This window comes from Mycolicibacterium tusciae, from assembly GCF_002086795.1.
GTDB classification, from domain to species: domain Bacteria; phylum Actinomycetota; class Actinomycetes; order Mycobacteriales; family Mycobacteriaceae; genus Mycobacterium; species Mycobacterium tusciae.
The window spans coordinates 33243-56816 of the sequence record NZ_MVIM01000023.1 but is presented as its reverse complement, the minus strand read 5'-3'; the positions used below and the strand labels follow the sequence as shown (position 1 = coordinate 56816).

Below are 23574 nucleotides of genomic sequence, written 5' to 3'. Positions count from 1 at the left end.
CAACCGCACCTGGCAACCTGATTCACCCCCCGTCACCACGACGACGGCTGCTTGACTTCTTCATTGAGAGTCCTTTCAGGCTGCCGATGCCCAACGAGCCGTCCCCGACGGGCACACCGGCAACGGCGGGCACGTCTTGTGTTGCCTCCGAATCCGGAAGCGGAGGAGGGTCGTTGAGAAAATCGACGATCGGCGTGAAGAACTTCCCGCCGGTGATGGCAGTGGAGAACTCCAGGATGTGGTCGGTGTTGCCTGGCGGATCACCGAGGAACATGTTGGAAAGCATCTGCTCGGTTACCGCGGCCGTTCGCGAGTAACCGATGAAGTACGTTCCGTATTCGTCTTTTCCGATCTCACCGAACGGCATGTTGTGCCGCACGATCTTCAGTTCGGTGCCGTCCTCGTCCTCGATGACGTTCAGTGCGATGTGCGAGTTCGCCGGCTTGACGTCGTCGGCCATCTCGATGTCCTCGAGCTTGCTGCGTCCGATGACCAGTTCCTGCTCGGTGACCGACAACGAATCCCACGACGACATGTCGTGGACGTACTTCTGCACGTGCACATAGCAGCCACCGGCGAAATCGGGATCCTCATCGCCGATCTCGGTAGCGGACACCGCAAGTGGGCCCTCGGGATTCTCGGTGCCGTCGACGAACCCAAGTAGATCGCGGTTGTCGAAGAAGCGGAACCCGTGCGTCTCGTCGACGACGGTGACAGCGCCCAGCGCCTTGACGATCCGGCCCGCCAACTCGAAACACATGTCCAACGACATCGCCTTGATGTGCAACAGCAGGTCCCCTGGCGTCGACGGCGCGTGGTGGCGTGGGCCGGACAACCCGATGAAGGGGGTCAACTCCGCCGGCCGCGGCCCAGAGAAGAGCCGGTCCCACGCGTCCGAGCCGATCGACGTCACCACCGATAGGTGCTTGTCGGGGTCGCGGAAACCGACCGCACGCACGAGTCCGGCGATATCTCCGAGCCCGTCGTGCACGGCTGCCTCGCCGCCTTCGTCGATGGTCACCACCAGGAAGATGGCCGCAGGTGTGAGCGGCGCCGTGACCGGCTGCGGCAGTGGTGCGGGCACCACACGACCCTAATTCAAGATCGGCGTCGATGATCGGCGAAGATGAACAACCATGTCGGCTAGTCCGCAGGGCCTGTGTGAGTTCATCGACGCTTCGCCGTCGCCGTTCCATGTCTGCGAGACGGCGGCCGACCGATTGCGCGCCGCCGGCTTCACCGAGCTGAACGAAGGCGATGGATGGCAAGCCGAGGGCCGGTTCTTCACGCTGCGGGCGGGATCGATGGTCGCCTGGAGGGCCGAGACCGGCCCGTCGGCGCCTTTTCGGATCGTCGGCGGCCACACCGACAGCCCGAATCTGCGTGTCAAACAGCATCCCGACCGCTTCGTCTCGGGCTGGCAGGTCGTCGCGCTGCAGCCGTACGGCGGGGCGTGGCTCAACTCTTGGCTGGACCGTGACCTCGGCATCAGCGGGCGGCTGTCCGTCCGCGCCGGCGACGCGATCGAGCACCACCTGATCCGCATCGACGAGCCCATCTTGCGCGTACCGCAGCTGGCCATCCATCTCGCCGAGGACCGCAAGGCAGTCGAGCTGAACCCCCAGCGCCACGTCAACGCCGTGTGGGGCGTCGGCAGCGGGACCCGGTCCTTCCTCGGCTACGTCGCCGACCGCGCCGGCGTCGCCATGTCCGACGTCTTGGGTGCGGACCTGATGACCCACGACCTCACCCCGTCGACCCTCGCGGGTGCCGGAGACGAACTTCTCAGCGCGCCGCGGCTGGACAACCAGGCGACCTGCTACGCCGGTCTCGAGGGCTTCCTCGCCGCCGAGCCGCGCGGCCATGTGCCCGTGCTCGCGCTGTTCGATCACGAAGAGGTCGGCTCGCAGTCCGACCACGGCGCCCAATCCGAGCTGCTGCTCACCGTGTTGGAACGCATCACGCTGGCCGCCGGCGGTGGTCGCGAGGAATTCCTGCGCCGGATGCCGGGCTCGATGGTGGCGTCGGGCGACATGGCGCATGCCACGCACCCGAACTACCCCGAACGTCACGAACCCGGCCACCTCATCGAGGTCAACGCCGGACCCGTGCTCAAGGTGCAGCCGAACCTCCGCTACGCGACCGACGGGCGGACGGCGGCGGCGTTCGCGGTCGCGTGCGCTCAGGCCGATGTGCCGTTGCAGCGCTACGAACATCGGGCCGATCTGCCGTGCGGTTCCACGATCGGACCGATGACGTCGGCGCGCACCGGCATCCCGACAGTCGACGTGGGTGCCGCCCAGTTGGCCATGCACTCGGCGCGTGAAGTGATGGGTGCCCACGACGTCGCGGCGTACGCCGCTGCGCTGGGGGCTTTCCTGTCCCCGGCCTGAGTCGGCGTGCACATCGCGGGCCGATCGCAATGTCACCCTGACAGCCGCTCCGTGCATATATATCCATGTCTGCGTCGTCAGGCTGACATTGCGATTGCCCCTGCCGTGCTCAGTCGCCTCAGGAGGCGGTGTCGACCAGGTCGTAGCGGATGACGTTCTCCACGACCACGCCGTCGCGGGCGCGGACCCGGTCCAGACCGCGGATCGCGATCGGACCCTCAGGCCCGGTGCCCTGGCCGACGTAGTGCAGATACACCAGCTGTTCGCCGGGGACATCGCCGTCGATAGTCGCGCTGTCCAGCAGCTCGAGTCGCAGGTCGGGTACGGCGGTGATGAGCTCGACGATCTTCGCGGTGTAGGCCTCGCGACCGTGCACCGGCTTCGGCTCACCCTGCCAGTAGCCGACGATGTCGTCGGCCAGGATGTCGCCGATGCGCGACTCGTCGGGTGCCGCCCAGAACGCGGCCCACATCTCGGAACTGAACTTCGGTTGGGTTTGTGTCTCGGTCATGGACCAAGCGTGCGGGGTGAACGCGGCGCCGCTCAATTACGCCAGACGTAAGCGCCCTTGTCGCCCGGCTGCTCTAGGGTCAGCCCCATGGCACTCAAGGTGGAGATGATCACGTTCGACTGCGCCGACCCTGACGCCCTCGCCGACTGGTGGGCGCGCGCCGCGGGAGGCGACGTAAATGCCGTTGCACCAGGTGAATTCGTCATGGTCAGCAGCGAAGGCCGGCCGGCTCTGGGCTTCCAGCGCGTGCCCGATCCCACACCGGGCAAGAACAAGGTCCACCTGGACTTCCACGCCGCCGACAAGGAGGCCGAGGTGGCGCGGCTGATCGGCCTGGGCGCGCGGGAGACGGCGCGGAACAGCTTCGGGCCGGAGTTCGATTGGGTCGTCATGGCCGACCCCGAAGGCAACGCCTTCTGCGTCGCGGGCGGCTGACGGCGTTTCCGCCGGATCGCAAACTAGACTGGCCGGGTGACGTCGGAGCTAACCCACGCCCTCGACACCGTCGAACACGCCACCGCCACCCCCGACCAGCCTCAGCCGCACCGCGAGCTGGGCCTCAAGGACGACGAGTACCAGCGGATCCGCGAGATCCTCGGCCGTCGGCCCACCGACGCTGAGCTGGCGATGTACTCGGTGATGTGGAGCGAACACTGCTCCTACAAGTCGTCGAAGGTGCACCTGCGCTATTTCGGTGAGACCACGACCGAGGCGATGCGTGCCGGGTTACTTGCCGGCATTGGCGAGAACGCCGGCGTCGTGGACATCGGCGACGGGTGGGCGGCCACGTTCAAGGTGGAGTCCCACAACCACCCGTCCTACATCGAGCCCTATCAGGGTGCGGCCACCGGGGTCGGCGGCATCGTGCGCGACATCATGGCCATGGGCGCGCGTCCGGTGGCGGTGATGGACCAGCTGCGATTCGGCGCGGCCGACGCGATGGACACCCGCCGCGTCGTCGACGGGGTCGTCCGCGGCATCGGCGGGTACGGCAACTCGCTGGGCCTGCCGAACATCGGCGGCGAGACCGTGTTCGACGCCTCCTACGCGGGCAACCCGTTGGTGAACGCCCTGTGCGTGGGGGTGCTTCGGAAGGAGGACCTGCACCTGGCGTTCGCCTCGGGGACCGGAAACAAGATCATCCTGTTCGGTGCGCGCACCGGGCTCGACGGCATCGGCGGCGTGTCCGTGCTCGCGTCGGACACTTTCGGCGGCGACGAGAGCGGCGCCGCGGGGCGCAAGAAGCTGCCCTCGGTTCAGGTGGGCGACCCGTTCATGGAGAAAGTCCTCATCGAGTGCTGCCTCGAGCTGTACGCCGCCGATCTGGTGGTCGGCATTCAGGACCTCGGTGGTGCCGGATTATCCTGTGCCACATCGGAACTCGCATCAGCCGGTGACGGTGGTATGCGGATCGAACTGGATACCGTCCCGCTGCGCGCCGCGAACATGACCCCTGCGGAGATCCTGTCGAGCGAGTCCCAGGAGCGGATGTGCGCGGTTGTCACACCCGACAACGTCGACGCGTTCATGACGGTCTGCCGCAAGTGGGACGTGCTGGCGACCGTGATCGGTGAAGTCACCGACGGGGACCGCCTCGAAATCACCTGGCACGGCGAAACCGTCGTCGACGTGCCGCCACGCACAGTCGCCCACGAGGGACCTGTCTACGAGCGCCCCGTCGAGCGCCCCGGTACCCAGGACGCGCTGAACGCCGACACCTCGGCGAAACTGCCACGGCCGTCCACCGGCGACGAACTGCGCGCGACGCTCTTCGCGATGCTTGGCAGTCCGCATCTGTGTAGCCGCGCCTACATCACCGAGCAGTACGACCGCTACGTCCGCGGCAACACCGTCCTCGCCGAGAACGCCGACGGCGGAGTGCTGCGTGTCGACGAGGCCTCCGGCCGTGGCATCGCGATCTCGACCGACGCCTCGGGCCGCTACACCGCGCTCGACCCGTACACCGGTGCGCAACTCGCGCTGGCCGAGGCGTACCGCAACGTCGCGGTCACCGGCGCCACACCGGTGGCGGTCACCAACTGCCTCAACTTCGGCTCGCCGGAGGATCCGGGAGTCATGTGGCAGTTCAGCCAGGCGGTCCGCGGACTCGCCGATGGCGCTGCGAAGCTGGGTATTCCGGTCACCGGCGGCAACGTCAGCTTCTACAACCAGACCGGGACCACAGCAATTCTGCCGACCCCGGTCGTCGGTGTGCTCGGCGTCATCGACGACGTGAAGCGTCGCATCCCGACCGGGCTTGGCGCCGAACCCGGCGAGACCCTGATCCTGCTCGGCGACACCCGCGACGAGTTCGACGGCTCGATCTGGGCGCAGGTCACCGGCGACCACCTGGGTGGACTGCCGCCGAAGGTCGACCTGGACCGGGAGATGCTGCTGGCCGACGTTTTGGCCGCGGCATCGCGTGACGGGCTGGTGTCGGCAGCGCACGATCTGTCGGAGGGCGGGCTGATGCAGGCCGTGGTCGAGGCCGCGCTGACCGGCGAAACCGGTTGTCGCATCGTCGTTCCCGAAAATTCTGACCCGTTTTCCTTCCTCTTCTCGGAGTCGACGGGCCGGGTGCTGGTGGCCGTGCCACGGACCGAGGAGAGCCGCTTCGTCGCTATGTGTGAGGCGCGCGGACTGCCGGCCACCCGGATCGGTGTCGTCGACCCCGGACCACGAGAGGGAGAGGCCGCTGTCGAGGTGCAGGGCCTGTTCACCGCCAGTCTGGAGGACCTGCGAAGCACGTCGGAGGGCGTGCTTCCCGGGTTGTTCGGGTGATTGCGCAGAACCGCGAACGACACCCCTTCTATGTCTGGGCATGGAGCCTGGTCCGGCTCGACTTCGTCGGAATCGCTTTTGGTGCACTGTTTTTCTGCCTGAGCCTGACACCCTCGCTGTTGCCCAGAGACTGGCTGTTCCAGGGTCTCATCGGCGGGCTGAATGCGGCCATCGGCTACGGCATCGGCGTATTCGCTTGGAGATTGTTCCGCCGCTTCGTGATTCGCCGGCGCAAGGGTTGGCCGCCGTCGAGGCGGGTGCAGTACGTGTTCAAGACCGCGACGGTGATGCTGGCGATCGCGGCGAGTGTGCTGATGCTGATCCCGGCCGCCGAATGGCAGCGCCAGGTGTCGGCGGTGGTGGGTATCGAAGGGCCCACGACGCTCGGATACCTGAGGACACTGATCATCGCGGTGCTGGCCGGTGGCGCGTGCGTGGGCGCCACCCGGGTGCTGATCGACTTGATCAAGTCGATGGCGCGGTTCTTCATCCGGCGTTGGCGACTCAACGACGAGGTCGCCTTGTTCATCGGCACCGCGATCGTCGTCGTGTTGACGATCACGCTGATCAACGGTGTCCTCGTCCGTGGCTTTCTCACCGCCTCGAACCGGGTGTTCCAGCCGCAGAACTTCACCACACGGCCCGGGATCGTCCAGCCCCTGGAACCCGAAAAGTCCGGCAGCCCAGACTCTTTCGCGCCGTGGGAGACGCTGGGGTATCAGGGCCGCAATTTTGTCGCGACCGGACCCGATGCCGCGGAGCTGACCGAACTCAACGGTCGGCCCGCCAAGGAGCCCATCCGCGCCTACGTCGGCCTGCAGACCGCCGACACCGACGAACAGCGAATGGCGGTGTTGCTCAGCGAACTGGAGCGAACCGGAGCGTTCGAGCGCGAGCTGCTGGTGGTCATCCCGACCACCGGCACCGGGTGGATCAACCCGGTCGCCGCGCGGTCGCTGGAGATGATGTACAACGGCGACACCGCGCTGGTCGGCTCGCAGTATTCGTATCTGCCGAGCTGGATCTCGTTCCTGGGCGACCAGCAGAAGTCCATGGAATCCGGCCGCATGATGATCGACGCCATTCACGAACGCTGGGCGAAGCTGCCACCGGACCGGAGACCGAAGCTATTGCTCTACGGCGAAAGCCTCGGCTCGATGGCCGGCCAGGGCGCGTTCGCGTGGCTACCCGATATCGCCGAAATGGGCTTCTCGTCGGTGCTGTGGGTCGGCCCGCCGAATGCCAGTCCGTTGTGGAGCGCGATCACCGAGCGTCGCGATCCGGGTACCCCTGAGGTCCGGCCGCGTTACGACAACGGCCGGACGGTGCGGTTCTCCGAGGCCACCGATGCCCAACAGATCGCCACTGAAGGGGAAAAGCCCTGGGAGGGAACGCGTGTGCTGTTCATGCAGCACCCGTCGGATCCGGTCGTGTGGTGGTCCGAGGACCTCCTTTTCAGCAGGCCCGACTGGCTGCGGGAACCCCCGGGCCGTGACCGCACGGCGTCGATGCGGTGGTATCCGATCATCACGTTCTGGCAGGTCGCCGTCGACATGACCAACGCCGGATCGGTCCCGGCTGGGCACGGGCACAACTACGGCGACTATGTGCTCGACGGCTGGGCCGCCGTCGCGCCGCCCGACGGCTGGACACGAGAGGACACCCAGCGGATCCGCCTCGCACTCCAGAAGACCGAAGCGGAGGACGGTCCCGAATACTAGTGCGCACCAAGCAACGTTCGGCGGTAGCAGCGCTGGGCCTGGCGGCCATCCTCGTGGGGTGGAGCCTGGTGGCGCCGCGGTTGCCGTCGCGCTGGCATCCCGCCGCGCACGCCCTCGTCGGCGCCGCACTGATAGCCCTGACGCGCGCGCCCGTCGGCTTCCGGCATCCGGGCTCAGGTCTGCGGTTCGGCCTCGGCGCTGCCGCCCCTGTCGTCCTCGGTGTCGCGGCGGCGACGGCGTTGCCCCGGGTGCGACAGGACATGGCCGATCGGGACCTGCCTGATGGTGCGCTCCGTTGGCTCTTGTTCGGTATCCCGCTGGGCACGGTGTGGTCGGAGGAGGCCGCCTTCCGCGGTGCGCTGGGCACCGTCGCCGCGCAGGCGTTCGGGACCGGCGGCGGCCGGTTCCTCCAGGCCGCGGCCTTCGGGTTGTCGCACATCACCGATGCCCGCAGGACCGGAGAGCCCGTCGTTCCCACGGTGCTGGTGACCGGATTGGCCGGCTGGGTGTTCGGCTGGCTGTACGAGCGTTCGGGCAGCCTGATCGGCCCGATGCTGGCGCACCTGGCGATCAACGAATCTGGTGCGGTGGCGGCACTGGCAGTGCAAAACAGCCGTGCACGTGCGATTTCTCTGTGATAGTGGCCTATGGCCATCACCCGGGCCGCAGTTGTCGCCGCAGTCGGCATCGTCGCCGGCTCAGCGTTCGCGGTCTGCTCATCACCGGTCGCCGCGGCAACTCCGTTGACCGATGGCCTGTACCGGCTGAGCTTCGCGGGCACCGAACCGAGTGACTTCGACTATCCGGAGCCACGCGGTCCGTACACCTGGCTGTTGGCAATTCGCTCGGCCTGCCCGCCCGCCGGCTGCCTCGCGACGGCGACCAACGTCGGCGGCGTATCGACAACCTACGTCTTCCGCGAAAGCGGTGGTCGGTACATCTCCAGCCAGGCACAAGGTTTCGCGTGCGAGGGCAAGAAGACCGCGGGCACTTCGACGATGTCCTTCTCCGCGTCAGGGACCTCGCTGAGCGGTGAGTTGGTCGAGTCGGCGTCGCCGTGCCAGCCGATCTCGCGGTCGTTCACCGCGGTCCGCGAGGGTGACCTGCCGTCAGGCGTGACCGTGGCGGACCCCAATTCCGTCTGACACGAATCGAATTGCGTATCGTCTGCCCATGACAGACAGATCCGCATCCCGCACCTTCGTCGTCACCGGCGCAGCGTCAGGCATCGGCCTGGCCACCGCTCGGCGACTGCTGGCCGAGGGCGGCACCGTCATCGGCACCGACCTGGTCGCCCCCACCGAGGAGCTGGGCGCCCGATTCACCTTCGTCGCAGCCGACGTCGCCGACGAAGCGGCGGTCGCCGAGGTGTTCGCCGCGGTTCCCGGCCGCGTCGACGGCGTGGTCCACTCCGGCGGTGTTGCGGGCGGAGGACCGGTGCACCTGCTCCCCAAAGAGGAGTGGGAACGGGTGATCTCGATCAACCTCACCGGCACGTTCCTGGTCGCGAAGGCCGCACTGGCCAAGATGATCGAGCAGCCGAGGGTCGACGGTGAGCGTGGTTCGATCGTGACGCTCGCCAGCGTCGAGGGCCTCGAAGGCACTGCGGGTGGTAGCGCCTACAACGCGTCCAAGGGCGGCGTCGTCCTTCTGACGAAGAACATCGCGCTGGACTACGGCCCCAGCGGCATCCGCGCCAACGCCATCTGCCCCGGCTTCATCGACACCCCCATGCTCAACGCCGTGATGGGTCTCGAGGGCATGGAGGGCCCGTTGCAGTCGATCACCAACGAACACGCGCTGCAGCGCAGGGGCCGGCCTGATGAGATCGCCGCGATGGCAGCCTTTTTGGTGTCAATCGATGCCTCGTTCGTCACCGGGCAGGCGATCGCGGTCGACGGCGGTTACACCGCGGGCCGCGATCACGGTGTCGTCAAGATGTTCGGCTTCCCTGACTGAGCCGCTAGACGTCCCGGATATCCGCGGTCAGTTGGTGCGGCTCGGTGTCCTGATCGTCGATGCCGAAACTGATGATCCGCGTTGGGGTGACGCGGATGATCGCCGTATCCAGGTGGTCGCCCGCCGCACCCTGCGACGGGGCGATCACGGCCTGTTCGGCAGTGCCGCGGATCTCGAGGCAACGCACCCGCCACGGGTCGCGTGACGCGATGTCGTCGACGACGAACGCAACCCGGTCGTTGTGCGCGATGTTGCGATACTTCTGGCTCTTGGACATCTGATAACCGGCGATGTCAATCGTCCCGAGCTGCTCGTTGTAGGTGAATCCGACCGGACTGTTCTGCGGTGTCCCGTTGCGCTGAATGGTGGCCAACCGACCCAGGTCGGCTCGCCGAAGATATTCGATCTCATGTGATTTGAACGTCATGCCCGCGAACGTAAAACCTCAACAAATGTTGATGTCAACGCTCACGGGTTGATGGTCAGCTCGCCGACCTGCCTGCCCCACACGTAGTCGATCAGGATCGGCTGCCCGAGTTCCACGTGGTTGTAGGGCGCGATGCTGGCGCCGGTGTCCATCACCAGGTACGGCGCGGGCCACAACTCACGGGAGATCTTCTGCCAACAACCCGGACGACCCTCCGGGCCGCCCCTGGCGTTCACCCGCGGCAGGTTGTCGGGGTAGATGTACGGGTTGCCCGCACCGGCGAACGTGCCCGATGACGTCGCAAGCGAGTAGCCGTTCCCCCCGAGAGTCTCGGCGACCTTCTCCTCGATCTCGGCGAAGTTCCGCAGCGTGCAGAACAGCTGGGGACTGTAGTAGTCGAACAGTTTGGACGTGGGGATCAGATCCGCCGCGCCGCGCACGAAGTACGGTCCGGCGCGATTCAGACTGTCGGCAGCGGGGTCGGCGAAGCCCAGCGCGGCCATCAACGCCGCGTCGATGCCGTCCCACTGCGCGTTGAACGTGCGCGCGGTGGTGACCGCGTTTTCCAGGCCGTCCCACAGATCCGGTGACGCATCGGCGTACACGTCGAGAAGACCCGCCACCAACCTGGTGTCCTCGCGGATCTGCGGCATTCGCGCATTGAGGTCGTCGAGGATGGTGTTGCCGTTCGACAGCGACTCACCGAACCGGTCACCCAGGCCCGTCAACGCCTCGGCCGTGGCGGTCAGTGTCTGGTTCAGCTTGATCGGGTCGACCTGCTCGGCAAGTGACAGCACCGTCTCGAACAGGGTGTTGAACTCGGTGCTGACCGAGGACACCTCGATCACGTCTGTGCTCGAAACACGTTCTGTAGAAGGATCTTCCGGTGATCTGAACGACACGTACTTGTTGCCGAACACGGTGGTGGCCTGCACGTCGGCGATCACGTTCGCCGGAATGAGCTTGATGTATTCGGGGTCGACGTCGAGGGACAGCTGCGCCTTCGCGGTGCCATCCACCTCGACGGTGCCGATGCGCGCGACGCGGCCGATCTCCACGCCGTTGTAGGTCACCTTCGCGCCGGGTTCGACGACCAGGCCAGAGCGCGACGAGACCAACGTCAGTGGTGTGGACGGCATGAAGTCGCCCCGGAACTGCAGGTAGATCAGGCCCGCCGCAACCGCGGCGATCACCACCAAGACCGCGCCCGCCGTCCGGTAGGGCGGATTGTGGCGGTCGACAAACACTTTGAGAATCTAAAGTATGTCCACCTCTCGTAGGGCCGATCCGGCAATGACGCGTGCTGCGGTTTCGGCCGTTGCCGCGTGGCTGCGCGACGAGAGCGAACCCGCACCTGCGCGCGCCGAACTCGCCGAGGCGGTGCGATTGACCGCTCGCACGCTCGCCGCACTCGCGCCGGGCAACAGCGTCGAGGTCCGTATCCCGCCATTTGTTGCGGTGCAATGTATTTCAGGGCCGACGCACAGGCGAGGGAATCCGCCCAACGTGGTGGAGACCGACCCGCGGACGTGGCTGCTGCTCGCGACGGGCCTGCTGGACGTGGCGGACGCCACCGCAGGCGGGCTGTTGACGTCGTCCGGGGCGCGCGCCGGCGAGGTCGCCGGGTGGCTGCCGCTGGTCCGCCTCCACGGTTAGCTTCGCCACACGTCCGCCTGAGCCGATGCTCAGGCCCGCGCCACCGCCGCGCATCCGTGACCTGGTGATTCACCGATTGGTGACGACATGTGAGGAATTTCTCGACCCGTAGAAGTCGTTCTTTTGTGCGCGACATCGCCGGTGTCTTCCGTGATTAACCGGTGATGACCGTAGACTGAACTCGTCTACCCACACCGCCCTGGGAGCAGCCATATCGTGACCGGCCCGCAGACCGATCAAGAACCCCGCGAAGAATGTGGCGTATTCGGCGTCTGGGCGCCGGGTGAAGAAGTCGCCAAGCTCACCTATTACGGCCTCTACGCGCTGCAGCACCGCGGCCAGGAGGCCGCAGGCATCGCCGTCGCCGACGGCTCCCAGGTGCTGGTATTCAAGGATTTGGGCCTGGTCAGCCAGGTCTTCGACGAGCAGACGCTGGCGGCCATGGAAGGCCACGTCGCCGTCGGGCACTGCCGCTACTCGACCAGCGGATCCACCACTTGGGAGAATGCCCAGCCGGTGTTCCGCAACACGGCAGCCGGCACGGGCGTCGCGCTCGGCCACAACGGCAACCTGGTCAATGCCGCCGACCTGGCCACCCGGGCCCGCGAGGCGGGTCTACTCGGCACCCGCGGCGCCCCGGCGGCCACCACCGACTCCGACATTCTCGGCGCGCTGCTGGCCCACGGCGCCGCCGACGCGACGCTGGAACAGGCCGCACTCGAACTGCTGCCGACCGTGCGCGGCGCGTTTTGTCTTACCTTCATGGACGAGAACACCCTCTATGCGGCCCGCGACCCCTACGGCGTGCGGCCGCTTTCGTTGGGGCGGCTGGACCGCGGCTGGGTCGTGGCCTCCGAGACGGCGGCTCTCGACATCGTCGGCGCCTCGTTCGTCCGCGACATCGAGCCCGGTGAGTTGCTGGCCATCGACGCCGACGGCGTGCGCTCGACGCGCTTCGCCAACCCCGAGCCAAAGGGTTGTGTCTTCGAGTACGTGTACCTGGCCCGACCCGACAGCAACATCGCGGGCCGCTCGGTGCATGCCGCTCGCGTCGATATCGGCCGCCGGCTGGCCCGCGAGAAGCCCGTCGAAGCCGACCTGGTGATCGGTGTGCCGGAATCGGGCACCCCGGCGGCCGTCGGTTACGCGCAGGAGTCCGGCATTCCGTACGGACAGGGCCTGATGAAGAACGCTTACGTCGGGCGCACGTTCATCCAGCCGTCGCAGACAATCCGCCAGCTCGGTATTCGCCTCAAGCTCAATCCGCTCAAGGAAGTGATCCGCGGTAAGCGGTTGATCGTCGTCGACGACTCCATCGTCCGCGGCAATACGCAGCGGGCGTTGATCCGCATGTTGCGTGAGGCCGGCGCCGTCGAGGTGCATGTGCGCATCGCATCGCCGCCCGTGAAGTGGCCGTGCTTCTACGGCATCGACTTCGCCACGCCTGCCGAGCTGATCGCCAACGCCGCGAGCACCGAAGGTGATGCCGGAGAACTGCTCGAGGGTGTCCGCCACGCCATCGGCGCCGACACGCTGGGCTACATCTCGCAGCGCGGCATGATCGCGGCCACCGAACAACCCGCGTCGCGGCTGTGCTCGGCGTGCTTCGACGGCCACTACCCGATCGAGTTGCCTGGCGAAACGGCGTTGGGCAAGAACGTCATCGAGCACATGCTGGCGACCGCGGCCCGCACCGGGGTGCCGCTGCAGGCCGACAACGACAACGTCTCGGCGCTGCGCAGACCCTAACTCGGTACAGGCCTACGGCCGACGTGTGCCCAATGCGGATCGCTCGGCAGCGGGCCATTTGTCAACGCGTTGACGACCGCGTCCCGGTAGGCGGTGAGACCGCCGCGTGGCGGTCCGATGACGGCGTCGATGTCGTGCTCGCCCATCACCGCATCGACCTCCAACGATTCGATCAACGGCCGCGCCAGGCCCGGCGGCATGGGCGTGACCAGACCGATCCACAGACTCGCGATCGTCGGTGTCAGGAACGGAATCGCGATGATGAGTCGCCGTCGCAGCCCCGCCACCTCAGCAAAACCCTGCATCATCTCGCCGTACTCGAGCACATCCGGCCCGCCGACATCCCAGGTGCGTGACTCGGGCAGGACAGCTGCGGCCGCCTCGGCGAGGTAGTAGAGGACGTCGTCGATCGCGATCGGCTGGATCTTGTTGTGCACCCACTTCGGCGTCGTCATCGCCGGCAGGCGGTGGATGAGATGGCGCATCATCTCGAACGACGCCGAGCCCGAACCGACCACGATCCCGGCCTGTAGCACGACCGTCTCGATGCCGGAGTCCAGCAGGATCTCACCGACAGCGACCCGCGACCGCAGGTGCGGCGACAACTCCGCGCCCGAGGGGTGCAGCCCGCCCAGGTACACCAACCGCTGCACGCCTGCCTGCTTCGCTGCGGCGACGACGTTGCGGGCCGACTCGGCCTCCGCCGCGACGAAATCCGACGATGTGCCCATCGAGTGCACCAGGTAATAGACGACGTCGGTGCCGTCGAACGCTTCCCTGAGCGAGTCGGGGTCGCCGAGGTCGCCGCGTGCGACCTCGACTCGATCGCGCCAGGGCCGGTCCGCCAGCTTGTCGGGGTCACGCGCCAGCGCACGCACGTTGTACCCGCGGTCGAGCAGTTCGGGCACCAACCGGCCACCGATGTAGCCGGTCGCACCTGTCACCAAGCAATGGGGCTTTTCAGCGGACACCTACGCCGGATCTCCGTTCTTGGCCTCGGGCAAACCTAAATTGGGCAGCCGGGCGGCGGCGGGACGTCGACGGACAGCGGGGTGCCCGCCGGCTGGATGTAGTCCACCCACAGCACCACGGGAACGGGGCCCAGGTTGCGGCCGTTGTGGGCATGGTCCGGACCGGACGCTTCGGTCACCGGAGCGCCGGGCGGATCGACCACGTCCTTGCAGTCCGGCATGGTCCGCGTCAGGGTGCCTTCCTTGACGATGCCGAACACCCGGCCGTCGTGATAGTGCCAGCCGGTACTGCCGCCGGGCTGGATGGTGATCCTGCGAGTGATGTAGTCGACGCCGTCGACCGTCGACTGATTGATGACCACCGAATCGACGTTGACCGCCGGGGTCGCGACGGCGGCGGGGGCCACCAGGGCGGCGGCGGCCGTCAGAAGCACGGGCAGAGCCGGCGTGCACCAGCGAACAAGTTTCATGGTCGGTCACATTCCCATACTCGGCGGCCCGTCCGTGAGCGATCGGAGTGAATGCCGATCCGGGAGGACAATCAACCTCGCGCAGTCATCACCGGTAGCCTTGTGCGCGATGACCGAACGCGCCGAACCTGCCGGCATCTCCTACGCGTCGGCCGGGGTCGACATCGAAGCCGGTGACCGCGCCGTCGAACTTCTGAAACCGCTGGCCAAAAAGGCCACCAGACCTGAAGTGCGGGGCGGTCTCGGCGGCTTCGCCGGGCTCTTCGCGCTGCGCAGCTATCGGGAACCCCTGCTGGCGTCATCCACCGACGGTGTCGGTACCAAGCTTGCGGTCGCCCAGGCCATGGACAAGCACGACACCGTCGGTATCGACCTCGTCGCGATGGTCGTCGACGACCTCGTCGTCTGCGGCGCCGAACCGCTGTTCCTGCAGGACTACATCGCCGTCGGACGCACTGTTCCGGAACGGATCTCCGAGCTGGTCTCGGGCATCGCCAACGGCTGCGTGATGGCCGGTTGCGCCCTGCTGGGTGGGGAAACCGCCGAACATCCTGGCCTCATGGCGCCCGACCACTACGACATCTCGGCCACCGGTGTCGGCGTCGTGGAGGCCGACGACGTGCTGGGACCCGACCGGGTCAAGCCCGGCGACGTGCTCATCGGGATGTCCTCGACCGGCCTGCACTCCAACGGTTACTCACTGGCCCGCAAGGTCCTGCTGGAGATCGATCGGATGAACCTCGCCGGACACGTCGAGGAGTTCGGGCGCACGCTCGGCGAGGAGCTGCTCGAGCCGACTCGGATCTACGCCAAGGACTGCCTCGCGCTGATCGCCGAAACCCAGGTGCGCACCTTCTGCCACGTGACCGGTGGCGGGCTGGCCGGCAACCTCGAACGGGTCGTCCCGCCCGGACTCACGGCCGAAATCGACCGTGGCACATGGACTCCCGCGCCTGTGTTCACGATGATCGCGCAGCGTGGCCGGGTTGAGCGGGTCGAGATGGAAAAGACGTTCAACCTCGGCGTCGGGATGGTCGCCGTCGTCGCGCCGGAGGACACCGATCGCGCGCTGGCTGTGCTGACGGCCCGTCATCTGAAGTGCTGGACGTTGGGCACCGTCACCAAGGGCGGTAAGGACAGCCCACGAGCCAAGCTCGTGGGCCAGCACCCGCGCTTCTAGGGCTTACCGACGCCAGTCGTCATCGTCGGCCACGTCATCGTCGGCCAACCTGTCGGTGCCGTTGAGATCGTCGGCGCCCGCCAGTTCGCGCTGGAGGCGGTCGAAATCGGTCTGCGGTGAGCTGTATTTGAGCTCACGAGCAACCTTGGTCTGCTTTGCCTTTGCCCGGCCGCGGCCCATTGGGGGTACCCCCTCGCGCAATAACGGAGCGGCCCAAATTTCAGGCGGCTCCGATCTGAGTGTGTTTTATCGTCCTGCCGACACTTTACCGTGCCGCGGTGCGGTGCGCTGGCAGGCCCGTCCGGAGGGACCCGAGCCCGCGAGCCCGTGAAATATCGGCACTCATCGTGGGTGTCCCCGCAGCTGTTCCACCGCGAGGCGTCCGGCGCCCGTCGCATCCGGTGGCGGCATCGAATCGGCGTCGATCACGGCGGCCACCGGCGATTCCCCGCCGGTGGTCAGTTCGGTCTCAGCCAAGAGACCCCGCTTTACCAATGCCAGGGCGATCGGCCCCTCGTCGACGTGGTCGACCACGGTGCCGACTCGCCCGACGGTCCGGCCGCCGGCCAGCAGTGGATCCCCGGTCGCCGGCCTCTCGCCGGAGCCGTCGAGATGCACGAGAACCAGCATGCGCGGCGGTTTTCCCAGGTTGTGGACGCGAGCGACGGTCTCCTGGCCGCGGTAGCAGCCCTTGTCCAGGTGAACCGCCGAACCGATCCAGCCGACCTCGTGCGGAATAGTGCGCTCGTCGGTGTCGACCCCCAGCCGTGGCCGCAACGCGGTGACGCGGTGCGCCTCATAGGCCCAGACACCGGCGGCGCGCACCCCAGCCGCAGCGAGCCGATCGCGCCATGCCGCGACTTGATCGCGGGGGACCACCAGATCCAGCTCCACATCCGGACCGCCCATCCTGCGCAGGAAACCGCCCTCGGGAAGGGTCACCGCGGTCATTTCGGCCGGTAGCGAAACCACGCCGAGGACGTCGAGCACCGGCGGATCCACCAGGCGCGGGCCGAGCAGCGAAAGTACCGCCAGATCAGCGGGTTCGACGACCACGTCGGCCCAGAACACCATCTTGCGCAGATAGGCGGTCAGGGGTTCGCCACGCCACGATTCAGTGTCGAGGTAGGTGACCCCATCCAGCTCCGTCTGGATCCAGTGATCTTCGACACGACCCTGGCCGTCGAGGCTCAGATTCTCGGTCACGGTGCCATCGGCGAGGTCGGCGACGTGCTGCGTGGAGATGTTGTGCAGCCACGATTTGCGCTCACCGCCGGTCACGGTGATCACAGCTCGTTGGGAACGGTCCACCAGGACCGCGGCAACGGCGGCCGAGCGTTGTTCGCCGAGGGGATCGCCGTGATGCCAAACGGCTCCGGCGTCGGGCCCGGTATCCGGGGCTGGCACAGCTGACATACCTCAACATTACGGCGCTACGCTTCTTGCCCATGGCGAGCCAACCTGCGGTCGTGGTCACGCTCGACGGTGTCTTGCACGATCCGGCCGCCCCACTGCTGTACGCCGACGACCTGGCCGCCGTCCGTGGTGACGGCATCTTCGAGACGCTGTTGATCCGCGACGGCAGACCCTGTCTGCTCGAATCCCACCTGGCCCGACTCACGCAGTCGGCGCAGATGATGGACCTTCCCGCACCGGAGTTGCCGCGGTGGCGGGCGGCCGTCGAAGTGGCGGTACAACGGTGGCTCGCCGACGGCGCGGGAGAGGGCGTACTGCGGCTCGTGTACAGCCGTGGGCGCGAAAGCGGTTCACCGCCGGTCGGAGCCGCAGGGCCTGGGACATCCGGTACGGCGTTCGCGACCATCGGAGCGCTGCCCGCTCGGGTGGCCGCCGCGCGCAGCGATGGGGTCGCGGCGGTGACGCTGGCGCGTGGACTCTCCGCCGAGGCCACCACCGGGATGCCGTGGCTGCTGGCGGGCGCCAAGACGCTGTCCTACGCGATCAACATGGCCGCGCTGCGGCACGCCGATCGCCTCGGCGCAGGAGACGTCATCTTCGTCGGCGCCGACGGCCTGATCCTGGAGGGTCCGCGGTCGACGGTGGTGATCGCCACCGAAATCGACGGGGCACCTGCGCTGTTGACCCCGCCGCCGTGGTATCCGATCCTGCGTGGAACCACGCAGGAGGCCTTGTTCGAGGTGGCGCGCAACAAGGGGTACACGTGCGACTACCAGGCGCTTACGCCCGCTGATTTGTTTGCTGCACAAGGTGTTTGGTTGGTATCGAGCATCACGCTTGGCGCTCGGGTGCACACCCTGGACGGTAAGGCTCTGCAACCCGCCCCACTTGCCGGTGATTTTTCCGAACTCGTCGACGCCGCGATCATCAGCGATCGCTGAACGCTGAACCGGTCAAAATCTGTTGTCGCCTTCTTGGTCCGCGGGTACCGTCGGCCGTACACAAGGAAGGAGGTGGTCCGAGAAATTGATTGACTTATGGACATGTGAGGTGGCTGCGAGCTAGCAGCGCCAGGGGATGAACCGCCTGCGCGCGCTGGCGAATTCCCCGCAGTCACCCGGCCCCCGAGCCTCTTGGTTTTGTCCAACCAGAACACATGGCTCGGGGGCCGCCCCATGTCCGGGGGACCTCAATGGTGGCGTCGGCTCTCTGCGTGCGCGATGATGCCGCACATGGGCAATAGGTGGTGGCTGCCAGCCCTGCTGGCCGTGGCCACGTCGGCCGCCGCCTGTGCTCCCGTCGTCGACGAGTCCACCTCGTCGGGCACTCAGAACTGCCGCAAGGACTCGCTGTCGACGCTTTACCCCGGCATCTTCACCGTCGGCACCGATCAGCCCGCCTATCCGCCGTGGTACATGGGTGACGACCCGACCAACGGGGAGGGATTCGAAAGCGCACTCGCCTTCGCCGTAGCGGGAAACCTTGGCTACACCCCCGACGAGGTGCGCTGGGTCCGGGTTCCGTTCAACGGAGCTCTGGAGCCCGGCCTGAAGACGTTCGACGCCAACCTTTCTCAGTTCTCGATCACCGATCAGCGCCGGGCGTCCGTCGACTTCTCATCGCCGTATTTCGACGTCACCCAGGTTGTGGTCACGACGGACACCTCACCGGCCGCGCAGGTACAAAGCATCGGTGACCTCACGAAGACGCAGCTCGGCGTGCAGGTCGGCACGACCAGTCACACCGCGGCGATCGCGATAGCCGGCGATGTCCCGGTCGAGGTGTACAACACGAACGCCGACGCCAAGGTGGCGCTGAGCAACGGCGAGATCGACGCTTTGGTCGCCGACCTGCCGACCGCGTACACCGTCGCGGGTGAACTGCGCGGCGGCAAGATCGTCGGACAGCTTCCCGCGGACCCGGAGGACGTGGAGCAGTTCGGGATCGTGCTCGACAAGGACAGTCCGCTCACGCGCTGCGTGTCGTCGGCCGTCGATGGACTGCGTTCGGATGGCACGCTGGCGCGGTTGGAGCGCCAGTGGTTGTCCGACGCTGGGAGGGTGCCGGTGCTGCGTTAGCCGGCCGGTCCAGGGGCCAGCGACGAGCAGGTCTGCATGGCCTCGTGCCACGCGTCGGGATCCACGCCAGGCGGCGGTCCGGCCATCGGGCCCGGAGCCGCAGGCACCCCGTGTTCACTGAGGCATTGCGCCAGCGAGCCGTGACCGGTCGGCGCCACCGACTCTTCGGTGGTGGACTGCTCGGCGGGAGAATTCGACGAGCACCCCGCGAGGATGCCTGCCGCAGCGAGGCCCGCGGCCAACAATGACACGCGCATCAGCCGGCGTACCTCGACAACCGTGCGGACAGGTGCGGCACCAGGCCGCCGTCGGCGTCGACGCGCTCCTCGACGTAGGCCAGATCGCCGCCCTCGACGATGCCGTAGAGCCGTTTGGCACCGCCGACGAGCATCCCGGACTTGGTGCGCGCCAGCGCGTCGGTGGCCAACTCCCACGACGACTGGTTCAGTGGTCGGCCGTAGAACAGCTCGACGTAGCCGGCCGAATGCGCCAGCAGCAGCTCGATGGCATCACTTTCGGTGGGATCGGCAGGGTCATTGATAAACCGCCAGAATCCGGACTCGCGCAGCGACGCGCTCTCGAACTCGCCGTCCGCGGTGATGCGCCACGACCTGGCCTCCCAGATCAAGTAGTCGCCACCGTCGTGTGAGACCACGATCTGCTGACCGAAGCGGTAATCGCCGTCAGGCCCGCGACCCTCGCCTTCGCCGCGCCACACCCCGACGAGGGGCAGCAGCGCAAGCAGCGCGTCGTTGAGGTTGGCGCCTTCGCGAAGATTGGCCGTATCGGCCGGCGCAGGGAGATCCTCGAGGGCGGGGATGTTTCGGGCTGCCGTCGTCTTCGCGCGCTCGGCCGCGGCCGCTACAGCGTCGTCGCCTGAGGTCACGACTCGTCGGTGATGAGGCGGTAGAGCGTGTAAAGCGCGAACCAGGTGATGACCACCACGGCGGCGATCAACAGGATCTCGAAGAACAGCACCACGGCAGAAAGTCTAGCCGCAACACTGCCGACGACCCTCGTCGGTCGCAGTGGAATCGATCACGGAACCGGCGGACCGGCTCAGGCGACCTTGACGTCGACCTCGTGGATACCCGCGCCCGACGGTGCGATGCTGGCATCGCCGTTGCCGGCGGGGGACAGCGCACGCAGCGTCCACGTGCCCGGTGCCGCGAAGAACCGGAAATCACCGGTGGCCGACGCGACGACCTCCGCCGTGAACTCGTCAGAGCTGTCCAGCAGCCGGACGAACGCGCCGCCGACGGCCTGGCCCGCGCCGTCGACGACGCGTCCGGTGATCACGGTCTCCCGTTCGAGGTCGACGCTGGAGGGCAACGTCAGACCTTGCTTCGGTGCAGAGCACATATCAACTTCCCAACTCGATCGGGGCTCCCACGAGAGAGCCGTATTCGGTCCAACTTCCGTCGTAGTTCTTGACGTTCTGGTGTCCCAACAACTCCTGCAGCACGAACCAGGTGTGCGACGAGCGCTCACCGATCCGGCAGTAGGCGATGGTCTCCTTCTGGCCATCGAGTCCCGCCTCGGCGTACAGCTTGGCCAGGTCCTCGTCGGACTTGAAGGTCCCGTCCTCGTTGGCCGCCTTGCTCCAGGGAACATTGATGGCGCCGGGGATATGCCCGGGCCGCTGACTCTGTTCCTGCGGCAGGTGGGCGGGGGCGAGGATCTTGCCGGAGAACTCATCGGGGGAGCGCACGTCGACCAGGTTCTTCTCGCCGATCGCGGAGATGACCTCGTCGCGGAACGCGCGGATGGCGTTGTTCGGCTGCTTGGCCTCGTACGAAGTGGCAGCGCGGGCGGGGACCTCCGTCACCAGCGGGCGCCCGTCGAGCTCCCACTTCTTGCGTCCGCCGTCGAGCAGCTTGACGTTCTCGTGGCCGTACAGCTTGAAATACCAGTACGCGTAGGCGGCGAACCAGTTGTTGTTGCCGCCGTACAGGATCACGGTGTCGTCGTTGCTGATGCCCTTGTCGGACAACAACTTCGAGAACTGCTGCTGGTCGACGAAGTCACGCTTCACCTGGTCCTGCAGCTCGGTCTTCCAATCGAGCCGCACAGCGCCGGCGATGTGGCCGCCCTCGTAGGCGGAGGTGTCTTCGTCGACCTCGACGAAGACAGTGTTAGGCGCTTCGAGATTGCTCTCGGCCCAGTCGGTCGTGACCAGGACGTCGGAGCGTGCCATGTAGGAAATCCTTTCGGTTGCTTGCTATTTGAAGTGTTAGGCGGGGTGCGGGCGGAAACGTGCGACGAGCGGATAGATCTGACAGCCGAGGCAGATGCCGAAGGCCGCGTTGAGAAAGGCCGCCACGAGCGCGAAGCCGGTGGCGATCGGGCCGAGCAGCGGGACACCAACGGCGAACCCGACGACACCGAGCGCCGCGAACGCCAAACCGACGAGTTGGGCGAACTTCAGTGGCGGTACCGGCTCCTTCTCGGCGACCGTTCCGAGGCGTGGAGCGACCAGCGACCGGAAGATCAGCCCGTACGGATGCTGCTGCGGTCCGCGCTGTGCGCCGATCGCGAACACGATCGCCTGCACACCGAGGATCGCTGCCGCAGCGACGGCGCTGACGGCCGATGCCAGCAGCGCCGCGATGAGGACGCCGGTGGTGACCCACGCAGCGAAACGCGGCCCTCGCACGTCCACCTGATCAGGTGGGGCGATGGTGTTCGTGCTGGTCGACATGGATGTGCTCCTGTTGCATGGATGGCTGGCTGGAATGGGAGGGCAGGCCACAGGGGGCTACTCCCGAGTGCGGCGCGAGGGGACGGCGCGGCTACTCAGCAGCTACAACAACAACAGCAACAACCCGCGACGCGGCACAGATCGACTGCGCGGCGCTTGGTGAGCATCGGCTCGAGGCGGGCGGACACGAGCGACAGCTTACCCAATGACATGGTGATCAAGCCAACAGTGGTTCCAGGGCCGAGCGCAGGTCAGCAGGCTTGGGAACACCGTGGGTGCGAAAGCGCGGGCGCCCGTCGGCGTCGAAGATGATCGTGGTGGGCAGCGACAACACCGAAAGCCGCCGGGCCGCTTCCGGATTGGCGTCCATGTCGATCTCCACGTGGGCGACCCCGGGCAGCTCTGCGCACACCTGGTCGACGACCTGTCGCACCCCCGCGCAGGGTCCGCACCACTCGGCGCTGAAGTGCAGCACCGTCGGTCCGGTCTCGGACAATCCCAGGTCACTGGTGTCCACGTTGGCGGCGTCCTCGCTCGCTTTGAGGAGCCCGGCGCGCAGGGTGAGCAGCCTGCCGACCACGTACGCCAGCCCGAGTGCGGCGACGAGCACCACGATCACCAGTACCCATGAAGAGCTCATGACTGATTGAACCCGCTCAGCGGCACGGTTACTCCCTCGGCGATGCCTTCGATGATGAGGTCGGAGCCGCGAGCGCCCTCGGCGGTCGGCGCGAGTCCGAACGGCAGCTTCTGACCGGGCAGGCTGGTGGAGAACGCGGCCAGCACCTCGGCCTTCTTGTCGTCGGGAACGGCCTGATCGGCGGTGCCTGCGCCGGTCAACACGTCGGTCGCGGTCAGGACCAGGGTGGTTTGTTCCGGCCCGGCGATCGACAGGTCCACCGCGATGCTGACCCTCTCGTCGAAGCCGGCTGACGTCGGGGTTCCGGTGAACACCACCCCGCGATTGCTGGATATTCCGGATTCGGTGGTGCCGCCGGTGGAGTCGTTGCTTTCCCGCGTCGGTGCCTCGACCAGCAGGTCCGGAATGCCCATGAATCTCCCGACGTGCGTCGAATCGATGATGATGCGGCTCTCTGCCTTGCCCACCCTCAGCTTGGCCTCCGGGCTGACCAGCCACGAAGAGTCCAGGAGGTCGATCGAATGCAGCGTTGCCTCCAGCGACGCCTTCCCGACCACGGGGTGGCCGACGCCGGCGGCCCGAATCTCCACTTCGTCGTAGTGGCGGTTGGCCGCCTGCGGGATGAAGGGAAAACCGAGGATGGCCACCGACGGGTCCCAGGCCAGGTCAGCGGCGCTTCGCACACTTCTGGCCAGGCGATACTCGGCGTAGATCGCCGCGCCGAAATCGGCTCCGAGGGCGCCGACCACCACCGCGGTCGTCGTCGCCAGAACACCGATCAGCAGCTTTCGCACCCGCACATTCTTGCCCACTCGCGCCCGCTGGACCGCGTTGAGTCAGCTGACCATCAGGTGTCGCGCTATCGTTAGATCACCATCGGCCGAGTAACGGCTGTATGTCAGGCATGAATCTGGGAAGTCA

Annotated in this window: 28 protein-coding genes; 12 read left to right on the top strand and 16 right to left on the bottom strand. The window is 66.9% G+C overall.

The window, feature by feature from the left end; genetic code table 11:
- Nucleotides 1-22 precede the first annotated feature (22 nt).
- The gene (locus BST47_RS27720) at nt 23-1084 is read right to left on the bottom strand and encodes a Dyp-type peroxidase (RefSeq protein ID WP_083129041.1); all 1062 of its coding nucleotides are present in this window, start codon (nt 1082-1084) and stop codon (nt 23-25) included.
- A 52-nt stretch (nt 1085-1136) separates the two neighbouring features.
- Here BST47_RS27720 and BST47_RS27715 point away from each other — a divergent pair, with 52 nt between their 5' ends.
- A complete protein-coding gene (locus BST47_RS27715; RefSeq protein WP_083129035.1) occupies nt 1137-2393 on the top strand; it encodes a M18 family aminopeptidase in 1257 nt (418 codons plus the stop codon).
- Nucleotides 2394-2511: 118 nt separating this feature from the next.
- On the opposite strand, the gene BST47_RS27710 is transcribed toward BST47_RS27715, so the two are convergent.
- Nucleotides 2512-2904 (bottom strand): nuclear transport factor 2 family protein, encoded by a 393-nt coding sequence (locus BST47_RS27710; RefSeq protein WP_083129034.1) that lies wholly within the window; start codon nt 2902-2904, stop codon nt 2512-2514.
- An 87-nt stretch (nt 2905-2991) separates the two neighbouring features.
- Here BST47_RS27710 and BST47_RS27705 point away from each other — a divergent pair, with 87 nt between their 5' ends.
- From BST47_RS27705 to BST47_RS27680, 6 genes are read left to right on the top strand one after another with little or no spacing between them, the layout of a single operon-like run.
- Entirely contained in the window at nt 2992-3339 is a 348-nt protein-coding gene (locus BST47_RS27705; RefSeq protein ID WP_083129033.1) for a VOC family protein, read from the top strand.
- Nucleotides 3340-3375: 36 nt separating this feature from the next.
- Nucleotides 3376-5685, top strand: coding sequence for a phosphoribosylformylglycinamidine synthase subunit PurL (gene purL / locus BST47_RS27700; RefSeq protein WP_083129032.1), 2310 nt, complete (start codon nt 3376-3378; stop codon nt 5683-5685).
- Nucleotides 5682-7406, top strand: coding sequence for an alpha/beta hydrolase (locus tag BST47_RS27695; protein WP_207568714.1), 1725 nt, complete (start codon nt 5682-5684; stop codon nt 7404-7406). Before purL ends, BST47_RS27695 begins: the two co-directional genes overlap by 4 nt.
- Nucleotides 7406-8044, top strand: coding sequence for an Rv0804 family intramembrane glutamic endopeptidase (locus BST47_RS27690; protein ID WP_083129031.1), 639 nt, complete (start codon nt 7406-7408; stop codon nt 8042-8044). Before BST47_RS27695 ends, BST47_RS27690 begins: the two co-directional genes overlap by 1 nt.
- 9 nt (nt 8045-8053) lie before the next feature.
- Complete coding sequence (locus BST47_RS27685) at nt 8054-8551, top strand: hypothetical protein (protein ID WP_083129030.1); 498 nt, start codon at nt 8054-8056, stop codon at nt 8549-8551.
- A 28-nt stretch (nt 8552-8579) separates the two neighbouring features.
- The gene (locus BST47_RS27680; RefSeq protein WP_083129029.1) at nt 8580-9365 is read left to right on the top strand and encodes an SDR family NAD(P)-dependent oxidoreductase; all 786 of its coding nucleotides are present in this window, start codon (nt 8580-8582) and stop codon (nt 9363-9365) included.
- Nucleotides 9366-9369: 4 nt separating this feature from the next.
- Here the strand turns inward: BST47_RS27680 and BST47_RS27675 are convergent, their stop codons facing one another.
- Nucleotides 9370-9792 (bottom strand): PPOX class F420-dependent oxidoreductase, encoded by a 423-nt coding sequence (locus BST47_RS27675; RefSeq protein WP_083129028.1) that lies wholly within the window; start codon nt 9790-9792, stop codon nt 9370-9372.
- A gap of 41 nt (nt 9793-9833) precedes the next feature.
- Nucleotides 9834-11039 (bottom strand): MCE family protein, encoded by a 1206-nt coding sequence (locus BST47_RS27670; protein ID WP_083129027.1) that lies wholly within the window; start codon nt 11037-11039, stop codon nt 9834-9836.
- Nucleotides 11040-11055: 16 nt separating this feature from the next.
- Here BST47_RS27670 and BST47_RS27665 point away from each other — a divergent pair, with 16 nt between their 5' ends.
- Both BST47_RS27665 and purF read left to right on the top strand, forming a co-directional pair.
- Entirely contained in the window at nt 11056-11448 is a 393-nt protein-coding gene (locus BST47_RS27665) for a sterol carrier family protein (RefSeq protein ID WP_083129026.1), read from the top strand.
- Between the two features lie 216 nt (nt 11449-11664).
- Entirely contained in the window at nt 11665-13197 is a 1533-nt protein-coding gene (gene purF / locus BST47_RS27660; protein ID WP_083129025.1) for an amidophosphoribosyltransferase, read from the top strand.
- On the opposite strand, the gene BST47_RS27655 is transcribed toward purF, so the two are convergent.
- Both BST47_RS27655 and BST47_RS27650 read right to left on the bottom strand, forming a co-directional pair.
- Nucleotides 13194-14141 (bottom strand): NAD(P)H-binding protein, encoded by a 948-nt coding sequence (locus tag BST47_RS27655; protein ID WP_420094068.1) that lies wholly within the window; start codon nt 14139-14141, stop codon nt 13194-13196. The genes purF and BST47_RS27655 overlap by 4 nt on opposite strands.
- 62 nt (nt 14142-14203) lie before the next feature.
- Nucleotides 14204-14638 (bottom strand): cupin domain-containing protein, encoded by a 435-nt coding sequence (locus BST47_RS27650; protein ID WP_083129023.1) that lies wholly within the window; start codon nt 14636-14638, stop codon nt 14204-14206.
- A 109-nt stretch (nt 14639-14747) separates the two neighbouring features.
- On the opposite strand from BST47_RS27650, the gene purM reads away from it, so the two are divergent.
- Entirely contained in the window at nt 14748-15818 is a 1071-nt protein-coding gene (purM, locus tag BST47_RS27645) for a phosphoribosylformylglycinamidine cyclo-ligase (protein ID WP_083129022.1), read from the top strand.
- Between the two features lie 3 nt (nt 15819-15821).
- Here the strand turns inward: purM and BST47_RS27640 are convergent, their stop codons facing one another.
- Nucleotides 15822-15998, bottom strand: coding sequence for a DUF3073 domain-containing protein (locus BST47_RS27640; protein ID WP_083129021.1), 177 nt, complete (start codon nt 15996-15998; stop codon nt 15822-15824).
- Between the two features lie 162 nt (nt 15999-16160).
- Nucleotides 16161-17234, bottom strand: a complete 1074-nt coding sequence (gene ygfZ, locus BST47_RS27635) for a CAF17-like 4Fe-4S cluster assembly/insertion protein YgfZ (protein ID WP_083129020.1) — start codon at nt 17232-17234, stop codon at nt 16161-16163.
- 32 nt (nt 17235-17266) lie between these two features.
- Between ygfZ and BST47_RS27630 the strand changes: the two genes are divergently transcribed.
- Together BST47_RS27630 and BST47_RS27625 are read left to right on the top strand one after the other, a co-directional pair.
- Nucleotides 17267-18175 (top strand): aminodeoxychorismate lyase, encoded by a 909-nt coding sequence (locus tag BST47_RS27630; RefSeq protein ID WP_083129019.1) that lies wholly within the window; start codon nt 17267-17269, stop codon nt 18173-18175.
- Between the two features lie 291 nt (nt 18176-18466).
- Nucleotides 18467-19312, top strand: coding sequence for an ABC transporter substrate-binding protein (locus tag BST47_RS27625; protein WP_234809893.1), 846 nt, complete (start codon nt 18467-18469; stop codon nt 19310-19312).
- Here BST47_RS27625 and BST47_RS27620 read toward each other — a convergent pair.
- From BST47_RS27620 to lmeA, 8 genes are all read right to left on the bottom strand, one after another.
- Nucleotides 19309-19569, bottom strand: a complete 261-nt coding sequence (locus BST47_RS27620; protein ID WP_083129017.1) for a hypothetical protein — start codon at nt 19567-19569, stop codon at nt 19309-19311. The genes BST47_RS27625 and BST47_RS27620 overlap by 4 nt on opposite strands.
- The gene (locus tag BST47_RS27615; RefSeq protein ID WP_207568716.1) at nt 19569-20243 is read right to left on the bottom strand and encodes a heme-binding beta-barrel domain-containing protein; all 675 of its coding nucleotides are present in this window, start codon (nt 20241-20243) and stop codon (nt 19569-19571) included. The genes BST47_RS27620 and BST47_RS27615 overlap by 1 nt, the downstream gene beginning before the upstream one ends.
- A 128-nt stretch (nt 20244-20371) precedes the next feature.
- Entirely contained in the window at nt 20372-20674 is a 303-nt protein-coding gene (locus BST47_RS27610) for a DUF1416 domain-containing protein (RefSeq protein ID WP_083129015.1), read from the bottom strand.
- Between the two features lies 1 nt (nt 20675).
- A complete protein-coding gene (locus BST47_RS27605) occupies nt 20676-21509 on the bottom strand; it encodes a sulfurtransferase (protein WP_083129014.1) in 834 nt (277 codons plus the stop codon).
- A 36-nt stretch (nt 21510-21545) separates the two neighbouring features.
- A complete protein-coding gene (locus BST47_RS27600; protein ID WP_083129013.1) occupies nt 21546-22013 on the bottom strand; it encodes a DUF4395 domain-containing protein in 468 nt (155 codons plus the stop codon).
- A 95-nt stretch (nt 22014-22108) separates the two neighbouring features.
- Nucleotides 22109-22225, bottom strand: coding sequence for an Ms5788A family Cys-rich leader peptide (locus BST47_RS31715; protein ID WP_350310128.1), 117 nt, complete (start codon nt 22223-22225; stop codon nt 22109-22111).
- A 5-nt stretch (nt 22226-22230) separates the two neighbouring features.
- Nucleotides 22231-22653, bottom strand: coding sequence for a thioredoxin family protein (locus tag BST47_RS27595; RefSeq protein WP_083129012.1), 423 nt, complete (start codon nt 22651-22653; stop codon nt 22231-22233).
- Complete coding sequence (gene lmeA / locus BST47_RS27590; protein ID WP_083129039.1) at nt 22650-23447, bottom strand: mannan chain length control protein LmeA; 798 nt, start codon at nt 23445-23447, stop codon at nt 22650-22652. The genes BST47_RS27595 and lmeA overlap by 4 nt, the downstream gene beginning before the upstream one ends.
- Nucleotides 23448-23574: the final 127 nt, after the last annotated feature.

Bases quoted from the DNA above. Each gene is read 5' to 3' on its own strand.
- BST47_RS27715 (WP_083129035.1), top strand. From the start codon at position 1,137: ATGTCGGCTAGTCCGCAGGGCCTGTGTGAGTTCATCGACGCTTCGCCG.
- BST47_RS27705 (WP_083129033.1), top strand. From the start codon at position 2,992: ATGGCACTCAAGGTGGAGATGATCACGTTCGACTGCGCCGACCCTGAC.
- BST47_RS27600 (WP_083129013.1), bottom strand. From the start codon at position 22,013: ATGTCGACCAGCACGAACACCATCGCCCCACCTGATCAGGTGGACGTG.
- BST47_RS27630 (WP_083129019.1), top strand. From the start codon at position 17,267: ATGGCGAGCCAACCTGCGGTCGTGGTCACGCTCGACGGTGTCTTGCAC.
- BST47_RS27640 (WP_083129021.1), bottom strand. From the start codon at position 15,998: ATGGGCCGCGGCCGGGCAAAGGCAAAGCAGACCAAGGTTGCTCGTGAG.
- BST47_RS27685 (WP_083129030.1), top strand. From the start codon at position 8,054: ATGGCCATCACCCGGGCCGCAGTTGTCGCCGCAGTCGGCATCGTCGCC.
- BST47_RS27605 (WP_083129014.1), bottom strand. From the start codon at position 21,509: ATGGCACGCTCCGACGTCCTGGTCACGACCGACTGGGCCGAGAGCAAT.
- BST47_RS27675 (WP_083129028.1), bottom strand. From the start codon at position 9,792: ATGACGTTCAAATCACATGAGATCGAATATCTTCGGCGAGCCGACCTG.
- BST47_RS27665 (WP_083129026.1), top strand. From the start codon at position 11,056: ATGTCCACCTCTCGTAGGGCCGATCCGGCAATGACGCGTGCTGCGGTT.
- BST47_RS27680 (WP_083129029.1), top strand. From the start codon at position 8,580: ATGACAGACAGATCCGCATCCCGCACCTTCGTCGTCACCGGCGCAGCG.
- BST47_RS27650 (WP_083129023.1), bottom strand. From the start codon at position 14,638: ATGAAACTTGTTCGCTGGTGCACGCCGGCTCTGCCCGTGCTTCTGACG.
- purM (WP_083129022.1), top strand. From the start codon at position 14,748: ATGACCGAACGCGCCGAACCTGCCGGCATCTCCTACGCGTCGGCCGGG.
- BST47_RS31715 (WP_350310128.1), bottom strand. From the start codon at position 22,225: ATGTCATTGGGTAAGCTGTCGCTCGTGTCCGCCCGCCTCGAGCCGATG.
- BST47_RS27620 (WP_083129017.1), bottom strand. From the start codon at position 19,569: ATGCGCGTGTCATTGTTGGCCGCGGGCCTCGCTGCGGCAGGCATCCTC.
- BST47_RS27595 (WP_083129012.1), bottom strand. From the start codon at position 22,653: ATGAGCTCTTCATGGGTACTGGTGATCGTGGTGCTCGTCGCCGCACTC.
- BST47_RS27625 (WP_234809893.1), top strand. From the start codon at position 18,467: ATGGGCAATAGGTGGTGGCTGCCAGCCCTGCTGGCCGTGGCCACGTCG.
- ygfZ (WP_083129020.1), bottom strand. From the start codon at position 17,234: ATGTCAGCTGTGCCAGCCCCGGATACCGGGCCCGACGCCGGAGCCGTT.
- BST47_RS27610 (WP_083129015.1), bottom strand. From the start codon at position 20,674: ATGTGCTCTGCACCGAAGCAAGGTCTGACGTTGCCCTCCAGCGTCGAC.
- BST47_RS27710 (WP_083129034.1), bottom strand. From the start codon at position 2,904: ATGACCGAGACACAAACCCAACCGAAGTTCAGTTCCGAGATGTGGGCC.